We start from the raw sequence: 18,064 nt of genomic DNA, 5'->3' as shown, positions 1-18,064 counted from the left end.
ATCCAATAAAAAACATAAAAAGACCTGATAAACTAAGGTTTTTAAGCCGCAATTTATCAGGTCAGTTTCATTTTAGAAATCTAATAATTTTTTCTTCATAGCATATTCAACTAATTCTGGACGCGATTTTAAACCGAGTTTATCCATAATTCGCGCTTTATGTGCTTCAATCGTTTTGACAGAAACAAATAATTTCTCCGCAATTTCTTTATTACCATAGCCCTTTGCGATTAAAGGTAAGATTTCTAGTTCTCTTTGAGACAATATTTTAAATGGATCAGAAGTACTTTGCTCATTGTTATCTTGATGATTAAAGAGTTCATTTACGAGTGAACTTGTAACTTTAGAATCAATATACATATCGCCTCTATATATCGTTCTTACAGCATGTATTAACTCTTCATCTGGTGCATTTTTTAAAATATATCCTTTAGCACCACTTCTTAATACATGAAATAAATATTCTTCATCATCAAACATCGTTAATATTAATATTTTAGTTTGCTTAAAGTCTTCTGCTATTTTACCAGTTGCGATTAATCCTGATTCACCAGGTGGCATACTTAAATCCATGATCAATACATCTGGTGAATGTTTTGCAACCATTTGATATGCTTCTATACCATCTGCAGCTGTCGCAACAACTTCCATGTCTTCTTGATAATTCAAAATCATTGAAAAGCCTGTTCTCACCACTGCATGATCATCTGCTATTACGATTTTCATATATACCACCCACCATTTATGCTATTGGTACATTCAATTTAATATTTGTACCTTTTTTAAGTTTACTTTCGATATTGATTTTACCGCCAACAATTTCAGCACGTTCTTTCATACCATATATACCAAGTCCTGAACCTTTTGGCTGACTACCTAATACAAATCCATTCCCTTGGTCAGCAATTTCAACTTCTATTTCATTGCCATCACAAGACATATGAACATCAACACTATCCACATTAGCATACTTCAATGCATTAAACACCGCTTCTTGTACAATTCTATATACGACCGTTTCAATCTCCGTATTAAAACGTTTAATAGACGAATCATAATGATAGTGAACATGGAAACCGAAATTTTTCTCAAGCTGTTTAAAATATGACTTAAATGCTGCGTCTAATCCAAGGTCATCTAATGATGAAGGTCTTAGTTCTAAAGATAAGTTTCTAATATCATCGATTAATCGAGACATTAACGTTTCAATATGTTGAGACTGCTGCTTCAATTCGTCAATATCATTCTGATATTTCAATAATCTAAGTTCAACACTGACATTAAGCAATTCTTGAACAACACCATCGTGTAACTCTCTAGAAATTCTTTTACGCTCGTTTTCTTGTGCGGATATTGTTTTTTGGATCATCGTTTGTTGATGTAATTTCTGTTGTCTTTCAATTTGTGGCGATACATTTTGTAATGTATACACTTTAACATCGTCTTCTTGACTAATCGTTTGATAAGTCGCTGTAAAAGGTTCAACAGTCCCACTATTTGTCTGCATAAACACTTGAAAACTAGTGTTGCCAATTTTTGAAGACTCTAAAAAGCAGTCTCTACATGATTGTAAGGCATATTCATTTGAATAACCTTCACATCTACTACAAATGGCATGTGTCAATGATGATTGATTGTCTTCAGAGATTACTCTTCGGGCAGCTTCATTCATATTAATTACCTGTCCTTTACTATTTAAAAACACAATCATTTCACTCGTTTTTTCATAGTATTGTTTTAATATATCCATTAATATTGAAGCATCTTCTGAACTCATGCATTCATCATATCCTTTCCATAAAATGGTCCAAAGCGATTAAAATCATTTATATCTATTTCAGGAAATTGTTTTTCATCACGTTGTCCAAGCAAGAGCACACCACATACTCGATACTTTTTCCATAATGGAATTGCAAGTAATGATGTTAATTGTTCACTTTGAACAATCGGATAGTTAAAGGGTTGATCATGATAAGGACTTTCTTTCAAATCACGAATTTCAATAGGTTTACCACTTTTAATCACAATCCCTGCTATCCCTCTTCCGCTTCTTAAAACAATGTTTTGATATCTATGATTTAAATTTCCAGATACATATTGCCACTTAATATGAAAGTGAGCAGCGTCTTCAGAAGTCATAGCTAATCCGACAAAATCAACACCATAAGTACTACGAATAAGATCCAAATGTTCCTGAAAATTAAAATCATTAGACATTTTAAACACCTCGACTTTTTTACTTATAGTTTAATTCGTTTTATGTTTTCTGTAAATAATGTAACTTCTACTGAAGTAATTAAGTGGCACACTCCAAACATGTACCAATCTCGTAAATGGCCATAAACTTGTAATTAAAAATCCTAAAATAATATGCGTCTTAAATGTTAAAGGTACGTCATTCATTAAAGCAACATCCGGTTTAAAGATTAATAAACCTCTAAACCAAACAGAAATTGTTTGTCTATAATCAAAGTCTGGTGTTGTCGCGTTCGTCCATAACGTTGAAATACACCCCATCAATACGATCACTAACAATAATATATTTACTATAATGTCCGAAGCTGAACTTAGCCTTCTTACATTTTGTTTCGTAATTCTTCTAGCTGTTAACAGAACCATACCGATTAATGTCACAATACCGAAAATACTTCCAATATAAACTGCACCGATATGATATAAATGATTATTAACGCCGACACTACTTAACCATTCTGCAGGTATGCCTAAACCAACTATATGTCCAAATATAACTGGAATAATACCTAAGTGAAATAAAATACTTCCCCACATCAATTGTTTCTTCTCAATAAACTCACTAGACTTTGCTGTCCATGAAAATTGATCATATTTAAATCTGAATAAATGACCAATAATAAAAATAGCGATACATAAATAAGGATAGATAACCCATATAAATTGATTAATCACCGTTGATCACCTTCTCTTGCTCTACTACACATGATTTTAACGTTTCTCTAATTGCTTTAATCAGATGAAAATACGGACTGTTTTGTTTACCTAAAGCTTGAAGCAATCCATATGTCCCATCTTCAATGACCATCACAACTAGCGTTAAACTTTCTTGTGCACGATCGTCACCTCTCCACTCTGCAACATATAAGAATTCAAGCATAAGTGGTAAAAAATCTGACAGTTCATTTTGAGGCATTTCTAGCCCGAACATTTCATAAAGTACTTTTAATCTTGCTAGCATTTGACCACGTTCTTTTTGTTCCGTTAGTTTATTGTACGTCATATATAACGTCGTCTTTTTTTCAAAATCAAACGTTCTTGTATATACTTCTTGAATATCATCTAAAGATATATCATGCATATTTTCCCAATATTGCTTAATGTCACGATAAGCCGGATGATTGGTATCAAAAGCTTTATCAAATGCTTTAGGATGAAAATCGAGCTTTTCTGGATAAGTTAACTGGTTACTAAAAAACCCAAAGCTTTCTTTAAGTTGATATAATGCATCTAAATTAATCACGGAAAATCCCTCCATAGAAGTTCTCATTATATATTTCTTGTCCGGATTTTTGCTCTGATAATCCTTGAACACCACAACCATCACAATTTGAGCCAAACATTTCGCCACCATATCCTTGGCTACCTTGTGCTCTGTAAGTATCCATGTAACCTTCTTTATGGGATGTCGGTACAACAAAACGATCTTCATGTTTAGCAATCGCGAGTAATCTATACATCGATTTCGTTTGTCTTTCCGTAAGTCCTACGCGTTCAAGTCTTGAAATATCAAAGTCTTTACCACTTGATTTAGCTCTCATATAACTACGCATCATCGCCATTTTTTGCAATGCTTCTTTAACTGTCTTCGTATCACCTGCTGTTAGCATATTTGCTAAATATTGAACAGGTAATCTCATTTCTTCTATTGCTGGGAAAATCATATCTGGATTTCTAATAGAATCTTTACCTTCAAAGTAATTCATAATCGGACTTAATGGTGGACAATACCATACCATTGGCAATGTTCGATATTCAGGGTGTAAAGGAAATGCTAATTTATATTCTATTGCCAATTTATATACTGGTGAATTTTGTGCCGCTTCAATCCAATCATGTGAAATACCATCTTTTTCAGCTTGTTGAATAATGTCTTCATCAAATGGATCTAAAAATAGATCAAGTTGTTTTTGATATAAGTCTTTTTCATTTTCTGCAGAAGCTGCTTCTTGAACTTTGTCTGCATCATAAAGTAATACACCTAAATATCTCATACGACCTGTACATGTTTCAGAACATACTGTAGGTAAACCTGCTTCAACTCTAGGAAAACAGAATGTACATTTTTCTGCTTTGTTTGTTTTCCAGTTGAAATATACTTTCTTATAAGGACAACCTGTCATACAATATCTCCAACCACGACATGCATCTTGGTCGACAAGTACAATACCATCTTCATCCCTTTTATACATTGCACCAGATGGACATGATGCAACACAGCTTGGGTTTAAGCAATGTTCACACAATCTTGGTAAATACATCATAAATGTTTGGTCGAAGTTAAATTTAATTTCTTCTTCGATTTTTTGAATGTTTGGATCAGTGGGTCCAGTTACATGAGCACCCGCTAAATCATCTTCCCAGTTTGGTCCCCATTTGATATCTAATTTTCTACCTGAAATAACAGATTCAGCTTTTGCTACTGGAGAATGGTTTCCTTCTTTAGCTGTTGTTAAATGTTTATAATTATATGTCCAAGGTTCATAATAATCTTTCATTTCTGGCATATCAGGATTATAGAAAATCTTACCTAATGCAATTTTAGATAGTTTACTACCTGATTTTAATTCTAATTTTCCTTTTTTGTTGAGTACCCAACCACCTTTATAAGTTTCTTGGTCTTCCCAACGTTTCGGATAACCGATACCAGGTTTCGTTTCGACATTATTAAACCATATATATTCAGCGCCTGGTCTATTTGTCCATGTACTTTTACATGTGACACTACATGTATGGCATCCTATACATTTATCTAAATTCATAACCATAGCTACTTGCGCTTTAATCTTCAAGCCAATCTACCTCCTTCATTTTTCTGATGGCAACATATACATCTCTTTGGTTCCCAATTGGCCCATAGTAATTAAAGCCATAACTTATTTGTGCATAACCGCCTACTAATTGCGTAGGCTTCAAGTGAATACGTGTAGGTGCATTATGTGAACCACCACGAGTATCTGTAATTTCTGATCCAGGTGTCTCAATATGTTTATCCTGTGCATGATACATAAACATCGTACCTCTAGGCATTCTATGCGATACAACCGCTCTTGCTGTAACAACACCATTTCTGTTATATACTTCTAACCAATCATTATCTTTAATGTCATTCGCCATTGCGTCTTCTTTCGCAATCCAAACAGTTGGACCACCTCTAAATAACGTCAACATATGCAAATTATCTTGATATGTTGAATGAATATTCCACTTACCATGCGGCGTTAAATATCGTAAGACTAATGTATCAACGCCCCCTTTTATGTTTTTATCTTTCGTACCAAATACCATTGGCGGCAATGTTGGTTTATAGATAGGTAAGTTCTCACCAAACTGTAAGAATACTTCATGATCAATATAATAACTTTGTCTACCTGTTAACGTTCTAAAAGGTACAAGACGTTCGATATTTGTCGTAAATGGCGAATATCTTCTGCCTAATTTATTTGAACCAGGGAATACTGCTGTCGGTATAACTTCTCTCGGTTGTGCTGTTATATTTTGGAACGTTATTTTTTCTGATGCACGTTCACTAGAAATATCTTTCAATGTCATACCTGTTTGTTCTTCTAAATCATCGTAAGATTTTTGTGAGACTTTACCATTTGAAGCTGACGAAACATTCAATATGACATCTGCTACTTTACGTGCTGTATCCATTCTAGGGAGACCATTTTTAACAGTGTCATCTTCCCACGTATCTAACATAATCTTTAATTCATCGTATTGCTCTTTAACTGAGAAACTTACCCCATGAGCACCGACTTTACCTTTTTCTAATAATGGTCCAACTGATACATATTTGTCGTATATAGCTGTATAATCCCTTTCTACAACTGCGAAACCAGGCATCGTTTTACCAGGTATTGCATCAATTTCACCTTTAGACCAATCTTTAACAATTCCGTAAGGTGTTGAAATTTCTTGTTTAGAATCATGTGCTAAAGGCGTTGTTACAACATCTTTAAATGTGCCTTTCATATGTGTCTTCGCTAAATCAGAAACAGATTTTGCTAACGTTTTATAAATATCCCAGTCTGATTTTGATTCCCATAATGGGTCAACTGCAGGGTTAAACGGATGTATGAATGGATGCATATCAGTAGAAGATATATCATGTTTTTCATACCATGTTGCTGCTGGTAATACGACATCTGCATACAATGGTGTTGCTGTCATTCTAAAATCTAGCGCAACTAATAAATCTAATTTGCCGGTTGTTTCTTCTCGCCAAACAATTTCTTCTGGTTTATCTGTTTCATTAGGATTTGCTAATAGACCTGATTTAGTACCTAATAAATGTTTCATAAAGTACTCTTGTCCTTTTGCAGAACTAGAGATTAAATTTGAACGCCATACGAACAATGTTTTTGGATGATTTTTCTTTGCATCTGGATCTTCTATAGCAAATTTAGTCTTTTTAGATTTTACAGATTCAACTGCCCTTTTAAGAATCGCTTCATTTGAGTCATCTCCTGCATCTTTCGCTTCTTCTCCAAACAATAAGCTATTACAATCAAATTGCGGATAAGATGGTAGCCATCCTAATCGAGCAGCTAATACGTTATAATCAGCTGGATGTTGATGTTTCAATTCATTTGATAATGGTGACTGTAATTTATCAACACCAGACTCTTCATATTTCCATTGATCCGTTGCAAAATAGAACCAACTTGTAGCATTTTGAAGTCTAGGTGGTCCTTGCCAATCCTTCGCAAAAGCAATTGTTGACCAACCTTCTATTGGACGACATTTTTCTTGACCAACGTAATGCGCCCATCCGCCACCATTTACACCTTGGCATCCGCATAATATAACAAGGTTTAATATAGAGCGATAGATCGTATCAGAGTTAAACCAGTGATTGATACCTGCCCCCATAATAATCATTGAGCGACCATTTGTATCAACTGCATTTTGCGCTAATTCTCTTGCCACTTGCGTCACTATTGAAGATTTAACACCTGTTACTTTTTCTTGCCATTTAGGCGAATACATAGAATTTTCATCTTCATAACTAGTTGCTTCTAGTGGATGATTTAATCTTCTAACACCATATTGACTTGTCATTAAGTCGTATATTGTCGCGATATAAATTGTTTCTCCGTCTTTATTTTCGATTTCTTTAACGATAATAGGTCTTTCAAAAATACCATTACCATCATTATCAAAATACGGAAATTGAATTGTCATCACTTTTGATTCATGGTCTTTAAAAGATAAAGCTGGATCTATTTCTTTACCATCTTCACCTACTAAATTTAAGTTCCATTTAACGCCTTCTTCATATCTTTGTCCCATCGTTCCATTAGGTATGACAAATTGTTCACTATTTTGATCGTAAACAACTGGTTTCCATTCTGCATGTTCTGTTTCCATACCTAAATCACTAGATCTTAAGAAACGACCTGCTTTATAGCCTTCTCCATGTTTATCAAGTTGTATAATAAAAGGCATATCCGTGTATTGTTTAGCATAGTTGATAAACATCTCTTCTTGTTTATCTTCATAATATTCTTGAAGAATGACATGCGTCATAGCTTGTGCTAATGCTGCATCTGTACCAGGATTTGGTGCTAACCAGTTATCAGCAAATTTTACATTTTCAGCATAGTCTGGTGCGACAGATACGACTTTAGTACCTTTGTATCTAACTTCTGTCATAAAATGCGCATCTGGTGTACGTGTTAAAGGTACATTTGATCCCCACATAATAATATAACCGGCGTTATACCAATCACTTGATTCAGGAACATCCGTTTGTTCACCCCAGATTTGTGGTGAAGCGGGTGGTAAGTCAGCATACCAATCATAAAAACTAAGCATTTCCCCACCTAATAACGATATAAAACGCGCACCTGAAGCATAGCTAATCATGGACATAGCCGGTATAGGTGTAAATCCAGCAATTCTATCTGGACCATATTTTTTCACAGTATATATAATTTGTGCTGCGATGAGTTGTGTAACATCTCTCCAATTGACGCGAACATGTCCACCTTTACCGCGCGCACTTTTATAAATTTCAGCTTTCTGCTCATCTTCAACAATGGATGCCCAAGCGACAACAGGATCTTCATATTCACTTAATGCAGCTTTCCAAAGTTTCCATAACTTACCTCTAACATAAGGGAATTTCACACGTAATGGACTATATTCATACCATGAAAATGAAGCACCACGCGGACATCCTCTAGGTTCAAACTCAGGCATATCAGGTCCACAAGAAGGATAATCAATTTGTTGATTTTCCCATGTAATCACACCATTTTTCACGAATACTTTCCATGAACAAGAACCTGTACAGTTCACACCATGAGTCGTTCTGACAACTTTATCGTGACTCCATCTTTCTCTGTACATTTTCTCCCATTCTCTACTTTTTTCTTCTAATATAGACCAATTCCCATTAAATTTTTCGGTTGGCTTAAAGAATTTCAAACCTAACTTAGACATAGTTAGAACCTCCTATTATTTGCCCTTAATTATCTATATCAATTGTAATTTTTTTCACAATGTTTATGTATTAGGGGATTACCTATACAACATGACGAATTCCCTACATTCTTTTATTTGCGCAAAAAAGCCTCAAACAAAGTGTTTAACTTTGTTTGAGGCTTCGAACATATTATTTATTTTTCACCTTACAATGAACTGTTAACTAATTTCGATAACTTCATCTGCTAAAATTTGAACTTCTTTTTTAGAATGAGACACAAGTATAATCGGTATTTGCCAAGTCTTGAAAATGGACTTTACTAACGCCATACCTTCATCTTTTGTTTCATCATCTAAACTTGAAAATGGTTCATCTAAAAGTAATAAGTTAGGTTTGACACTTAATACTCTACATAATGCAACTCTTTGTGACTCTCCACCAGATAACGTAGATGGATATTGATTTAAACAATTTTCTATACGTAAATGTTTAATCAATTGCTCTGTCTCTTTATTAGGCTCAATCATGTAATGAATATTTTCATGAACTGTCTTATGTGGAAAAAGTTGATAATCTTGAAACAAATAACCAATATTTCTATCTTGCACTTTAATCACATGCTTTTGATCACTGAGCACTTTTTGATTAATTTCTATTCTGCAAGTTTCCGCTTCTGTAAGACCTGCAATAATGTTTAATAATGTGGATTTACCTATACCTGATCGCCCAACTATCGCATAAATTTTCGGAGTGTCAGCTTGGATATTTAATGATATCGTTCTGTCTTTAATTAACTTTTTAATTGATATATCAATCATCCATATCTACTCCCATTTATGATTCTTTTGATTTAATATATTAAGTGAGCTAATCACACAAACTGCAAATGCGATCAGTACAATAACCCATAACCATGCTTTGTGTTCCTCACCAGCTTGCACTAAGAAATAAATTTCTAATGGCAATGTGTTCGTTAAACCAGGAATATAGCCAGCAATCATAAGCGTTGCACCAAATTCTCCTAACCCTCTAGCAAAACTCATCACAACACCAGAGAAAATGGAACGTTTAGATAACGGTAAAATAATCGTTCTAAAAATTTTCCCTTCACTAGCACCCATCGTTCTTGCTGAGTTAAGCATCTTTGGATTAATAGATTGAAATCCATTCATTACATGTTGATACATAAGCGGTAAACTAACAATAATCGCTGCTATCACTGCACCTACCCACGTAAAAATCACATTGATATGCAATACATCAGATAAAAATTGACCGAAAAATTTATTCTTACCGAAGATAATAAGGAGTATAAAACCCATAACTGTCGGTGGTAATACGATTGGAAGCATAATAATGCTTTCAACTACAGGCTTTAATTTACCTTTATAATTGAGCATCAACTTTGCCAGAATAATACCTAGGATACACACAATGATAGTACTGATAATTGTTACTTTAATTGATATCCATAGTGGTGTTAAGTCTGGCATAGCTTTATCTCCTATCCTTCAAAGTGATATTCTTTAAGAATTTCTTTAGCTTCTTTTGATTTTAAGAATTCAAACCATTCTTTAGCTTCTTTCTTGTCAGTAACAAGACCAGCTCTATAAGTAATTGGATGATCTAAAGGTGCATCCGCTAATTTAACGACGTTATCGACTTTTTTATCTTTACCTTTATACATATCTGTTGCGTATACAAATCCTGCTTCTGCATTTTCTTTTTGAACATAGTTTAATACTTGTTTAACATCTTTTGCGAAAACAAATGTACTTGTCATGCCGTTATATAGATCTTCTTTTTTCAAATATTCTACAGCGTAACGACCTGCTGGTACACTTTTTTCTTCACCAATTGCGACTTTGTTAGGCGCACTAACATCTTTAATATTTTTGATGCTAGAGTTTTCGTATTTAATGATAATTAATTTATTTTTAGCGTAATCATAAACTTCTTTAACTTTTTTACTATCTTGTAATTTATCAACATCAGAAGTGTTTGCAGACATTAATACGTCTACATCTGCGCCAGCTTCTACTTGTTTACGTAAACTACCTGAACCACCGTAATTGAATTTAATATTCGTATTCGGATGCTTCTTCTTAAATTCTTTTTCTAGTGCTTTAGATACATCTGTCAAACTTGCTGCTGCTGATACTGTTAATGTCTTGCTTTCAGTTTCTTTTTTAGCTTTATCTTGGTTAGATTCTGTGCTACAACCAGCTAATACAAGTAACAAAGCAAAGACTAATGTTAAAAATCTTTTCATGACTTCTTTCCTTCCTTTTTAGATATGTACAAACTTAATTTACACCTTTATTTATACTATTGTAAGGCTCAAGTACATTTTTTCACAAATTATCCTTAAAGTATAGTGAAATTTGTAATTATAGGGAATATCCTTATTTATTTGAGGCTACTCCCTACCTATTATTGCATCGGTATTTCTTCTAAATCTTTAATCGGTTTTTCATAATAGTCTCTATCTTTTTTAGCGTTAAATCTGTCCGCTTTTTCTACTTTGACTGTTATGTTGTAATCAGGAATCTTAGCGTATTTCTCATATCTACCTCTAGGTAATAAATAGTTACCTTCAGGGAAATAGACTTCAATGTTTCCTTTTAAGATATCGACATATTTTGCGACACCTTGGAATACGCCGAATCCATTATGCAATACAACACCTTCACCTTCAGCGATGCTTAACCTATCAGCATCTTCTTTATTCATTAATACATCATATCTTCCACCATGGTTAAAGGATTCATAATCACCATATACCATTGAGTTAAATTGTTTACCTCTTCTTGTCGTTAACATGAAATCATCAGGTTGTCTGTTTAAGTCTGGAATATCTACACTGATTAAATGACCTTTGCCATCTTCAGTTGGACAAATACCATCTTCACATAACCAAGCGCCACCCCACTGGAAGACATCTCCTTGATTTTTTAAATGTTGGATACCATCATAATCTGGATTTGCTTTAGCAATCTCTTCTCTAATAGACTGACCATCTTTAAAATCAATTAAATGTGCTTGTTCAGGTTTAACACGTTTAGCTAAATCAATATATATTTGCCACTCTGATCTTGCTTCTTTTATTCTATTTTGATTCCCTTCAATTACTGGTGAGTATTAAACCATGCGTTCTGTCGAAGTAGACGTGCCACCACCATCTTGCTCATATCGTGTCTTGGCAGGTAAAACAATAACCGTTTCTTTCGCATCAACTAAAGTTGACGTATTTAAAATAATATCTTGATGTACTCTAAGTTCTAGATTTTCTAAAGCTTTTTGTATAAATGTTGGGTCAGGCATTGTTTCTAGGAAATTCCCACCGGACATGTAATAACATTTAATTTTACGTTCATGATCATCAGGTAACATTATATTTTCTAACGTTACACCAACCGTATCACCTTGCCAATCCGCGATATCAAATCCCCATAACTTCTCAATACGCTTTTTATTTTCTCCATCAAAAGCACCGCCTGGTAATACAAATGGATCACAGCCCATTTCTCCAGTACCTTGCACACTAGAATGTCCTCTAAACGGCATTAGACCGCTATGTTTTCTACCTAAGAATCCTCTTAATAAAGCTAAATTACATACTTGTGATATATTATCCGTCGCAAACTCATGCATCGTTAATCCTAGTGCCCAGGCAAATACAGCATTTTGAGCATTGGCAAGTTCAAGCGCTAATTTGTAAATTTGATTTTTAGAAATACCACTTGATTGTTCAATCTCTTCCCATGACTGCTTCTCGACTGTTTCTTTAAGTTCTTCATAGTTTGTAACATGTTCTTGAACAAACTTATGGTTAATTGCAGAACCGTATGCTTGTTCTTCCATTTCAAACCAGTGTTTCATAATACCATGCATAAATGCAATGTCACCACCAATATTGACTTGGTAGAATTCGTCTGCAACATTTGTACCAAATAATGCTGATTCTGCTACAGATGGAATCCAATATTTATCCATTGCTGGTTCTTTATATGGATTGATAACGATGATTTTTGTTCCTTTTTTCTTTGCTTCAAGCATATATTTAGTTGAAACAGGCGAAGCATTAGAAGCTACACTTCCCCAAAACAGTAATACGTCCGTACCTATCCAGTCTTGGTAATTTGCTGTTGAAGCACCTACACCTACTGAACGTTTCATCGCCGTTTTACTAGGTGAATGACATATTCTAGAAGCATTGTCGATATTGTTAGCACCTAAATATCTCGCGACTTTACCTGCAACATAATATGATTCATTCGTAATACCTCTTGAAGTTAAATAAAAAGCATAATTTCTCGAATTCAATGATTTCATTTTTTGTGCTATTGTTTGCATCGCTTCTTCCCAAGAAATACGTATAAACTTACGATCGCCTTTTCGTCTCATCATTGGATAAGGAATACGACCTAATTGTCTTAATTCTGTGCTATTATATTTTCTCAATTCATCTATATCTTGATGTAAAATTTCTGGTTTAATTTCTGGCATTGTATTGAGTCTTAAAACATTAAATCGTGTTGTACACATGTGAGGACCGGTTAAAGTTTGATCGCTTAATCCAGATACACCTAATGCACAACCGTCACAGACACCTTTAGTGATAATATTTTTAGCGTAATTTAAATTATCTTTATTATCCCAAACTATTTTCATTGTATCTCTTATATGTTTAGGCTTTACTTTACCTAGTCCAAAAGGTATTGGACTCACCCAAAATTCTGGTGCCGGCTTTAAATCTTTCTTCATAGGACCTTGATGTTTAGTCTTACCCATTTTTACCCCTCCATGATTTCACTTATATTTATTATATGAAATCACAATATATTTTGAAAGTGCTTTCACTTTATTATTAGTAGGTTACAAAGTAAAATAAACCTATTAAACAATTATTTAAATGGGGAATTATTATGAAGCAAAATATGACTTACAATCTGCCAATATTAAAATACCAAAACGATCAATTTATTGAGACAACGGATAGCTACGTAACAGAATTTCCTATTACGATTATTATAAACGGAGAAGAGTTTGCAACAATCGTTTGTTCACCTAAAGATTTAGAAGAACTCGTGCTCGGATTTATTGCTTCTGAAGGAGTTATAAAGAAGAAATCTGAAATTAAATCTATTTCAATAGACGATTCTAAAGGTTTTGCTCACGTAGAACTCACGAAAGAGATTGATATCAATTTCAAAAAAAATACACAACGCATGATTTCGTCGTGTTGTGGTAAAAGTAGAGCATTCTATTTTAATAACGATGCCGTAACAGCTAAAGTGTCACAATCTAAAATAAATATTACGCCTCAACAAATTATAACTATGATGGATAAACTACATGAAGAAAGTAAGATTTTCAAAGAAACGGGTGGTTTGCATAATGCTGCCATAAGTGATGGAGATGACTTCTATTTACATCGATCCGATATAGGTAGACATAACGCATTAGATAAATTATATGGTTATTGTATAGAACATGACATTCCAATCAGAAATAAAGTACTCATCTTTAGTGGAAGAATTTCCTCGGAAATATTAATCAAAGCATCTAAAATTGGTGTTGGCATCATCTTGTCTAAATCAGCACCAACTAACTTAGCAATTGGATTAGCACATGATTTAAATATAACAGCCGTTGGATTTATAAGAGATGGCAGCTTTAATGTATATAGCCACGCTAATAGAATACAAAACCAATCCTAACAATAAATAAACAGGTTGAGACATCATTGCTGCCTCAACCTGTTTTTATTTGTATTCTTTTAATGTTTCAAATTGAAATCCACTATAAATATAACCTTGTCTTTTATACATATCTTTAGCTGTATCTTCACCATCAGCTACAAGAATTATCGGTTTATCTTTAGCGATTTCTGCTACGAAGGCTTGCATTTTCGTTCCTATACCTAACCTTCTATATATTTCTCGAACACCAAAGCTATCTAATTCTACATACTTCTCATTCATCCATATAAGCAAAATACCTGCAGGCTTACCTTTATAATAAGATAATACTTGAATCGGATTATCACTATGTAATTGTTTTTTATTTAATTCAACTTTAAGCTCTGCATAATCTTTGCCATATGCTTCATCTTGTTCATATGATACGTTCAAGAAATCAACAATGTTATCCTCATTCGTTAGAACAACTTCAATGTCTTGATTGGCATCACTTTCAAAGTTCTTCTCAGCATTGATATATAATTCTAACCAACCTGTTTCATAACCTTGAAATTTTAAATATTCTCTTAATTCAATATCGATTGTTTCATTTTCAGGAAAGACAAATTTAAGAAAAGGCTGATTATTTTTTTCATGGATTTCTTTCAACATTGCTTCATCTGCTTTAAACGTATCTATGTCTGGCATTTCTTTATATACAATTTTGTTAGAATCATACTGAATACGTTTATCCAATGTTTGATAATGTATATATCTATTTGTTTCAGTCAAAACCTTTCCATCTGTTTCTATATCTTTAAATGAAACCATCGTTATTCACCTCATTAAGTATTTCTTAATCGTTTTATTTCGGGTACGTTCTTCAAGCTAAATAATAACACAGTTGCTAATATTGCTTTAACAATATCACCTGGTAAAAACGTTGCTGCTAATATGTATCTTTTAGCGATTGAAATATTCATAAACTCACCCATCACAAATCCGCCAATTAAATTGAGTAATAGAACCCCAATGACAATATTAATTGTTAACGCATATGTAAACGAGAGATCTTTCCACTTTCTATCTATAAAGAATCCAATTAAAAATGCAACAACTGGGTAGCCGAATAAGTAACCAGCAGATGGACCAAAGAATACACCTAGTCCGCCTCTACCACCTGATAATAATGGCAGTCCTGTTGCAACAAGTAATAAGAAGATAATAACGCTTAATGTACCTCTTTTATATCCTAATAAACATCCCGCTAATATGATACCAATATTTTGTAGAACGATTGGTACCGGCATAAACGGTAATGGAATTGGTGGTATAAATGCTAATACTGAAATAAAAGCAGTAAACATTGCTATAATAACGATATCTTTAGTTTTCAAATTCTTCACTCCTAATATAAGATAACGATATTATACCACATTGTTAACCAATGTAAATTACAGGTTAACAATTATTTTATAAACATGAAATAGCACCATATAAAGCTGAATCATTTCCTTTTGAAGTGACTTCAATTTTGGCATGACCATAATCAGTTGGTAAATAATCATCGATAAATGGTTCAATCAATGAAAGTAGTCTTTCTTCTTGTTTAGAAATACCTCCGCCAATCAGTATTATTTCTGGATCAAACATAATTTGAACTTGCGCAATACCTTCTGCTACGTGTTTAGCCCATTGATTAAGGATGTCTTGAGCTTTTTCATCATTTTGATACGCCAAATCAAATAATTTCTCGACTTGAACCTCTTCATTGTAATTGGCACTGATTAATTTTTTTAAAGCTGTCGTTGAGCCTCTATCTTCATATGTTGTATCCGATTCTTTGTCATATAATAAATAGCCTATTTCACATGCTCTATACTTTTTACCTTCTAGTAATTGATTTTCATAATATGCGCCACCTATACCCGTACCAATTGTCATTAAAAATATCGATTGAACTGCTCTATCAAACGTTAACAATTCACCAAGTAACGCGCATGATACATCATTATTAACCGCTACTTTACCAGCAATATCTGCTAATGATTGTTTAAAATTTGTACCATTATAATATGGTATCGTAGGGCCAGCATATGTAATTTCACCTTTATGTGAATCAACAACACCTGCAGTAGAAATACCAACTTCAGGTTTATTTAAGTTAAATTCTTTTGTATATGATTCAACGATTCCCTTAACTGCTTCAACAATACCCCCATCTTTATTATGTGGTGTTTCAATTTTTTGATAACTATGTATTGTGTGGTGATCATCAATTGCACCAGCTTTAATAAATGTACCACCTATATCAATTGCAATTTTCATAATATCCTCCTAAATAGACAAATGTGTCGTCATAAGTTCTTTAGCTAATTGAACATCTTTATTGGCAATTGCTTCGATAATTTTCTTATGCATTTCATTCGTTTGAATATAATTAATTTCTTTCCCTTCTTCTTCAATATGATAGAAGTAAGACTGAATAACAGAGCTTAATTGTTCGAATAATACATTTCCTGTAGTACTTAATAACGTTTGATGAAATGCCTTATCATTCTCATAATGATTGATAACATCTTCATTTACAATTGCTTTTAATTCACTGATATCCTTATCCAATTTAACGATCTCTTCAATAGCTGCACATTCAAAAATAATTCTCAATGACAGTAAATCATTTTTCGAACCATTTGCGACTTGAAAACTAAATAGAAATCCTTCAACTAAACTAGAGATATCTGGTGCTTTGATTACCGTTCCTCTTCCTTGAACCGTTTCGATCACACCTGTATGTTCGAGATAACTCAAAGCTTCTCTTACAACTGAACGACTCACGCCATACATTTCAGTAAACGCACGTTCTGTCGGTAAGCGATCCCCTTCTGTCATGCCTTTATCCAAAATATATTGTTTAATTTCTTGTAATACTTGCGACTTCAAACTTTGGACTTCAATCTTATCTAATTTACCCATCATTTTTGCTCCAATTCTTCTATCCACTCAACGACTCTAGACAGATGTTTATTAATAATGTCATGTGCTAAAGTTAAATTTTGTTTCTCAATTGCTTCTATTAAATCAGCATGTTCTTTGTAAGATTTTTCTATATCTTCTTTATCAACGATTTGATTAAACTGGTTCTTATCGAAATACTCTTTAATAACTTTACTCATCGTGATTAATGTTTGATTTTCAGTAAAGATAATAATCGTTTCATGAAAGGCTGAATCATAATGCGCGAATTTTTGAGATTTGTTGAAAGACTCATAATAAATATCATTCAAATCTCTTAGTTTATTCGCATCGATTATGATTTTATTTTCTATTAAAAGTCGTATCGCACCAAGTTCTAATATTTTACGCACTTCCAGTAATTCTTTAATTTTAAAGCCATGCACTTTCATATGTGACTCAAAAAGCATTGATAAATGTTTATTCTTCTCTGTTATAAACATGCCACTTCCTGATTTAACTTGAATGAGACCACTTTGTTGCAAGCGACTAATCGCTTCTCTCACAACTGTGCGACTCACCCCTAATTGTTCGACAAGCATTTTCTCTGAAGGTAGTTTATCTCCATTACCAAATTGATGTTCTGCTATATATTCTTTTAATTTTTCAACAGCCACATCAACGAGTGATGTTCGTTTCATCATTTTACCTACCTCCTCTTAATTATTTATTTTAT

16 protein-coding genes and 1 pseudogene are annotated in these 18,064 nt (G+C 33.4%); 1 reads left to right on the top strand and 16 read right to left on the bottom strand.

Annotated features, from left to right (window positions below; all coding sequences use genetic code 11):
* Positions 1-72: 72 nt before the first annotated feature.
* From nreC to LQ673_RS08410, 11 genes and pseudogenes are all read right to left on the bottom strand, one after another.
* On the bottom strand, positions 73-726 hold the full coding sequence (nreC, locus tag LQ673_RS08460) for a nitrate respiration regulation response regulator NreC (RefSeq protein ID WP_025906820.1): 654 nt from the start codon (positions 724-726) through the stop codon (positions 73-75).
* A gap of 16 nt (positions 727-742) precedes the next feature.
* The gene (locus LQ673_RS08455) at positions 743-1,777 is read right to left on the bottom strand and encodes a sensor histidine kinase (RefSeq protein WP_025906821.1); all 1,035 of its coding nucleotides are present in this window, start codon (positions 1,775-1,777) and stop codon (positions 743-745) included.
* The gene (gene nreA, locus LQ673_RS08450) at positions 1,774-2,217 is read right to left on the bottom strand and encodes a nitrate respiration regulation accessory nitrate sensor NreA (protein ID WP_126477756.1); all 444 of its coding nucleotides are present in this window, start codon (positions 2,215-2,217) and stop codon (positions 1,774-1,776) included. Before nreA ends, LQ673_RS08455 begins: the two co-directional genes overlap by 4 nt.
* A gap of 30 nt (positions 2,218-2,247) precedes the next feature.
* Positions 2,248-2,928, bottom strand: a complete 681-nt coding sequence (gene narI, locus LQ673_RS08445; RefSeq protein ID WP_191836497.1) for a respiratory nitrate reductase subunit gamma — start codon at positions 2,926-2,928, stop codon at positions 2,248-2,250.
* A complete protein-coding gene (gene narJ / locus LQ673_RS08440; RefSeq protein ID WP_191836498.1) occupies positions 2,921-3,496 on the bottom strand; it encodes a nitrate reductase molybdenum cofactor assembly chaperone in 576 nt (191 codons plus the stop codon). The genes narI and narJ overlap by 8 nt, the downstream gene beginning before the upstream one ends.
* On the bottom strand, positions 3,489-5,045 hold the full coding sequence (gene narH / locus LQ673_RS08435; protein ID WP_025906825.1) for a nitrate reductase subunit beta: 1,557 nt from the start codon (positions 5,043-5,045) through the stop codon (positions 3,489-3,491). Before narH ends, narJ begins: the two co-directional genes overlap by 8 nt.
* Complete coding sequence (locus LQ673_RS08430; RefSeq protein WP_191836499.1) at positions 5,035-8,706, bottom strand: nitrate reductase subunit alpha; 3,672 nt, start codon at positions 8,704-8,706, stop codon at positions 5,035-5,037. Before LQ673_RS08430 ends, narH begins: the two co-directional genes overlap by 11 nt.
* Positions 8,707-8,907: 201 nt before the next feature.
* Entirely contained in the window at positions 8,908-9,507 is a 600-nt protein-coding gene (locus tag LQ673_RS08425; protein ID WP_037589046.1) for an ATP-binding cassette domain-containing protein, read from the bottom strand.
* A 6-nt stretch (positions 9,508-9,513) separates the two neighbouring features.
* Positions 9,514-10,182 (bottom strand): molybdate ABC transporter permease subunit, encoded by a 669-nt coding sequence (gene modB, locus LQ673_RS08420; RefSeq protein ID WP_191836500.1) that lies wholly within the window; start codon positions 10,180-10,182, stop codon positions 9,514-9,516.
* A gap of 11 nt (positions 10,183-10,193) precedes the next feature.
* The gene (modA, locus tag LQ673_RS08415) at positions 10,194-10,961 is read right to left on the bottom strand and encodes a molybdate ABC transporter substrate-binding protein (RefSeq protein WP_037589049.1); all 768 of its coding nucleotides are present in this window, start codon (positions 10,959-10,961) and stop codon (positions 10,194-10,196) included.
* A gap of 161 nt (positions 10,962-11,122) precedes the next feature.
* Positions 11,123-13,483: pseudogene (locus LQ673_RS08410) on the bottom strand (FdhF/YdeP family oxidoreductase).
* 134 nt (positions 13,484-13,617) lie between these two features.
* Here LQ673_RS08410 and fdhD point away from each other — a divergent pair.
* Complete coding sequence (fdhD, locus tag LQ673_RS08405; protein WP_191836502.1) at positions 13,618-14,412, top strand: formate dehydrogenase accessory sulfurtransferase FdhD; 795 nt, start codon at positions 13,618-13,620, stop codon at positions 14,410-14,412.
* 45 nt (positions 14,413-14,457) lie between these two features.
* On the opposite strand, the gene LQ673_RS08400 is transcribed toward fdhD, so the two are convergent.
* The 5 genes from LQ673_RS08400 to LQ673_RS08380 all read right to left on the bottom strand — a co-directional run bounded on the left by LQ673_RS08400 (position 14,458) and on the right by LQ673_RS08380 (position 18,032).
* Entirely contained in the window at positions 14,458-15,204 is a 747-nt protein-coding gene (locus tag LQ673_RS08400; protein ID WP_191836503.1) for a GNAT family N-acetyltransferase, read from the bottom strand.
* A 14-nt stretch (positions 15,205-15,218) separates the two neighbouring features.
* Positions 15,219-15,770 (bottom strand): biotin transporter BioY, encoded by a 552-nt coding sequence (locus LQ673_RS08395; protein WP_191836504.1) that lies wholly within the window; start codon positions 15,768-15,770, stop codon positions 15,219-15,221.
* Positions 15,771-15,846: 76 nt separating this feature from the next.
* On the bottom strand, positions 15,847-16,701 hold the full coding sequence (locus tag LQ673_RS08390) for an ROK family protein (RefSeq protein WP_191836505.1): 855 nt from the start codon (positions 16,699-16,701) through the stop codon (positions 15,847-15,849).
* 9 nt (positions 16,702-16,710) lie between these two features.
* On the bottom strand, positions 16,711-17,349 hold the full coding sequence (locus LQ673_RS08385; protein ID WP_159315494.1) for a FadR/GntR family transcriptional regulator: 639 nt from the start codon (positions 17,347-17,349) through the stop codon (positions 16,711-16,713).
* A complete protein-coding gene (locus tag LQ673_RS08380; protein WP_191836506.1) occupies positions 17,349-18,032 on the bottom strand; it encodes a FadR/GntR family transcriptional regulator in 684 nt (227 codons plus the stop codon). The genes LQ673_RS08385 and LQ673_RS08380 overlap by 1 nt, the downstream gene beginning before the upstream one ends.
* Positions 18,033-18,064 lie beyond the last annotated feature (32 nt).

The organism is Mammaliicoccus sp. O-M54 (assembly GCF_022386035.1).
GTDB lineage: Bacteria > Bacillota > Bacilli > Staphylococcales > Staphylococcaceae > Mammaliicoccus > Mammaliicoccus sciuri_A.
Note: the sequence above shows the minus strand (reverse complement) of the source record. Positions and strands in the feature narration are given on the sequence as shown.